Origin of the sequence: Shewanella sp. POL2 (assembly GCF_000282755.1) — a bacterium.
Classification (GTDB): Bacteria; Pseudomonadota; Gammaproteobacteria; order Enterobacterales; family Shewanellaceae; genus Shewanella; species Shewanella xiamenensis.
Genome location: NZ_AKZL01000162.1, coordinates 1 through 3731, shown reverse-complemented (window position 1 = coordinate 3731; position 3731 = coordinate 1). Strand labels below are relative to the sequence as shown.

Sequence of the window (3731 nt, the reverse complement as noted above, 5' to 3'; positions counted from 1 at the left end):
TGGTGTATCAGCCAGTTGTGCTCTGATGGGACTTCCTTTTAATAAAAAGTAATCAACGTAAGTCATACAGGCTAATACTGCGGCTTCATCGAGTAGGGCTTGAGTCTCCATAAAATAAATAGATAAACCGCCCCTCCCAGAAGCGACCTGTGCAGTTATCTTCTTGATTTGCTTGCCTTGCAATCGGTTCATTCAAACAGCGCATAAACCATGAAATATCACACAAACGACTGCGATAAAGGGCGATTGAATGCTTTAATCTGCTGACCTCATGCGCTTCAACTAACTCACCTTTGGCGAACTTTTGCGTTAACTCATCGCCTTTAAACAACTTATGCCACTGCTCAAGCACTTCGCGGTCAGTCCAGCGATTGGCTGTCTCGATATCCACCCGCAGCACCAAATGCAGATGATTCGACATTACCGCAAAGGCTGCCACATCAATAGCAAAAACGGCTTCAAGTTCAAAAATAATGACTCGACCCAAGCACGGCGATGGTCATAGTTTTTACCCGAGTAACTATCATCGCCACATAAAAAAGCCCGCCGAACAACGCGGCTACAGCAATGGTAATAGGGACTGATGTTAAGGTGAGAGTTCAAGACTTATCTGGGCTCTACGAGGGCGCGGCATACAAACTTCCTTGTTCAATGCTTAACCAAAGCATAGTTGGATGTTAACTACCGCGCTATTAAGGTTGGGTGTCCTGTTTTGTTACTAATGGGCGCATAAATGCTTGGCTAAACTTAGCGATGAAGGAGCACAAGCCAAGCGTTTTGCGTCCTTTTGAGTAACTTGTTAGGGATACATTGCACATTAGGTGAGGAATTCTCCAACCCAAGCAACAATATCCTTGAAGTAAGTCCCAAGCGCGGCGCCTACTATTAAAGTCACCAACCAGATTATTCCTGAAGCTATCTGTCTAAGCCTTTTACCTTGATTTGCTTGCTCTGTTAATTCACGACGCAAAGCTTCTTCCATTTCTTGTCTAAATGCTTCAAATGTCTGTTGATTAGTCTCTGCTAGCGTTTGGTATCGGTCTGCAAGTTTCTTTTTCTCATCAATGGTTGTGAGTAGTTCATTGAGCTGTCGATCTTGAGCCTCTAGATCGTCTTGCATATCCCGAATTATACTTCCAGCAGATTCTATGTGGCTTCTTGCCGCTGCAATTCTATTGTGAGCACCTTTCTCATCTTGAGTTGCTGGGAAAAATTCTTTTAAATATTTACCCGTGGCACCACTGGTAATTCTTTTTATTTCTTCATCAGTATATAAGGCACCTGTTAATGCTCTAACCAACTGAGTAATTAGCGCACCATAAAGATTCATCATTGGCACAAACTCCTTTGAATGCCTAACATTTTATTCGTGCGCATGCGCGTTTACCTCGTTAGACCAGTGAAAACGCGCACGGTTAACTATCTGTATGCAAAGAACTTATCAGCTTTCTGCCAAATACACCATCTGGAAAAACACGCATGCGCATTTTCCAAACCTATTAACTAAAAGCCAGCTAATATAGTTATTTGATTTTATAGCGTTTTTGGCCCATGGGATGACCTTTATTCTAAGTGTCCATACAAACCTCCTCAGGTTGTCATGAATAGACACTTAAATTTTAGGAAATGGCGCTCATAGCTGAACAAATATGGATTATAAGATCTCATGCATAAATGAAATTAAAGCGGAGTCTAAAAATGGAATGCTGAATTGCTTTGGGGCAAAAAGCTTTTAGCCTGATGAACAGTTCAATGGTCGTTAAGATTGCCACTGTTGCAACTGTGACCGTTGGCGGCATGGCCGCTCTTTCACATCTGACCCATAAGGATATGGGAAATGCCACTATGATGTCGGGAACATCATAGGCCATGTGAACGTGGCATTTACACTTCCATGTGTTGCAGATGCCGCCGTCGAGTCTATAGGGATACTTCTTGTTAAATAGGCGGCGTGTCACTGGGGAAGTAGTGGCAATGTATTAATGCCATATTCGATTCAGCTTTGGCTGCGTTGCTGGAAAAACAATGACAATCAATATCTGCACTATGTGACTATAAAATTCGAAGAACCCTTAACATTATTAATGGCGGCAAACCAATACGCACTCTGCCATTTTTGTATAACACTTTATTCTTCCTAACAAATTAACTTTTCGCTTTGCTCTGGGCGGATAAACCAAGGTTTGAATAAAAATCCCTGTACTAGATCGACATTCAGCTCGCGGGCTAGCTGGAGCTGGGCGTCGGTTTCTATGCCTTCGAGGATACATTGTTTGCCAGTGCGTTTGCCAAATTCAATCAATGCACTGAGTAGTGCGATGCCGTGAGGTTCGGCAACTAAATTTAGCCAGTGACGATCAAACTTCAGATAATCCACATTCATCATTAAATCGACCGACAGCATGGAGTGGGGCGCACCGATATCATCAAGTGCCACGTTTATATTTGCTGCTTTAAATTGATGAAACAGTTGATTGGCAAGCTCGGCGTCATTAATGCAGGTATTCTCAATAATCTCTACTGTGACTTGCGGGTGACTGGAGAGTAGGTCGAGTAACTTTTGGGTATGCACGCCGTTAGCTGCATGGGGATCGACATTCACAAATAAGCTTTGTTCAGCGGGGGCGTGTTTAAGCTGAAAGGCTTTGGCCTGATACTCGATCGAAGCAAGTGCATCGCTGTTCTCGTGTAACTGCTCAAATACCAGATTAGGAGCGATGGCTTGGCCTTGCTCAAGGTAGAAACGGGCGAGTGCTTCATAACCATGAATGTGTTTAGTGTGAGGGCAAACGAAGGGTTGGTATTCGCAACTTAAGGATAAACCGCTGAGCTTGAGCATGTAGCAACGCATGGATAATGACTAATTGCTAATTATTCGCATTTAATAGTGCTAAGTGCAAATAAGTTTGCCTGAGTGATGTGCGTTTGCTGATTTTATATACATAGCTTAACGGTATGAATTTGAAACGGTATTATGTTTGTTAATGTAATAAAGGTGGCCTTTGCCACCTTTATTACATTTAGTCTTGTCCTTAGTAATGGAACTTCAGCTCAGCCTCGTTAAATAAAGGCTGTGGCTGTTGTTTTTGCGCTTCGTAAATCAAGCGATAACTTAACACGGCTTGTACATATTCACGGGTTTCGGTGAAGGGAATAGACTCGATAAAACTCATCGCATCGAGTTGACCATTTGATTCAGCTAACCAGCGGCGAACCCTTGATGGGCCTGCGTTATAAGCGGCTGTGGCTAATACTCGGTTTTGATTGAATTCCTTCAATAATTGGGCGTAATAGGCGCTGCCTAAATTTAAGTTAAGTTCGGCACTGTAGAGATCCTTTGGATCGTTGTACTTAGCACCGTGTTTTTTTGCTGTGGCCTTGGCGGTCGCGGGCATAATCTGCATTAAACCGCGGGCACCAACGCCAGACGTTGCATAGAGGAAAAACGCACTTTCGCGTCGGCTAATGGCGCGGATTTCATCGATATTAACTTTGTGCTTTTTGCTCGCATGTTCAAAGCCCGATTGATGCGCCATTGGGAAGCGTAGGGGGATGTCGTCCCAAAGTTTGCCTTGAATACTGGCTTCGACGCCAAAGTCATACCAGCCTTGATCATGGGCATAACGACCATAACGAGCACGCATGTCATTATTGCTGCGTTTGAGCAGTGCCACCCATTCATAACGGGCATCGAAATAACGATCGAGCGCCATCAGCTCCTGTACTCGCAC

Annotated in this window: 4 protein-coding genes and 1 pseudogene; 1 reads left to right on the top strand and 4 read right to left on the bottom strand. The window is 43.8% G+C overall.

Features of this window, described 5'->3' with window-relative positions; all coding sequences use genetic code 11:
- Positions 1 to 634, bottom strand: a pseudogene (locus SHEWPOL2_RS21680) (transposase); the annotation flags it as partial.
- Between the two features lie 183 nt (positions 635 to 817).
- The gene (locus SHEWPOL2_RS21675) at positions 818 to 1333 is read right to left on the bottom strand and encodes a hypothetical protein (RefSeq protein WP_037431639.1); all 516 of its coding nucleotides are present in this window, start codon (positions 1331 to 1333) and stop codon (positions 818 to 820) included.
- 407 nt (positions 1334 to 1740) lie between these two features.
- Between SHEWPOL2_RS21675 and SHEWPOL2_RS23380 the strand changes: the two genes are divergently transcribed.
- Entirely contained in the window at positions 1741 to 1866 is a 126-nt protein-coding gene (locus SHEWPOL2_RS23380; protein ID WP_259474865.1) for a hypothetical protein, read from the top strand.
- 271 nt (positions 1867 to 2137) lie between these two features.
- Here SHEWPOL2_RS23380 and SHEWPOL2_RS21670 read toward each other — a convergent pair whose 3' ends face one another.
- Both SHEWPOL2_RS21670 and SHEWPOL2_RS21665 read right to left on the bottom strand, forming a co-directional pair.
- Positions 2138 to 2839: an EAL domain-containing protein gene (locus SHEWPOL2_RS21670; protein ID WP_037431641.1), complete on the bottom strand. Its 702-nt coding sequence runs from the start codon at positions 2837 to 2839 to the stop codon at positions 2138 to 2140.
- A 193-nt stretch (positions 2840 to 3032) separates the two neighbouring features.
- On the bottom strand, positions 3033 to 3731 hold a 699-nt coding region (locus SHEWPOL2_RS21665), incomplete at its 5' end, for a transglycosylase SLT domain-containing protein (RefSeq protein ID WP_037431637.1).

Coding starts and splice junctions, on each gene's coding strand:
- SHEWPOL2_RS21675 (WP_037431639.1), bottom strand. CDS start 1,333: ATGATGAATCTTTATGGTGCGCTAATTACTCAGTTGGTTAGAGCATTA.
- SHEWPOL2_RS23380 (WP_259474865.1), top strand. CDS start 1,741: ATGAACAGTTCAATGGTCGTTAAGATTGCCACTGTTGCAACTGTGACC.
- SHEWPOL2_RS21670 (WP_037431641.1), bottom strand. CDS start 2,839: ATGCTCAAGCTCAGCGGTTTATCCTTAAGTTGCGAATACCAACCCTTC.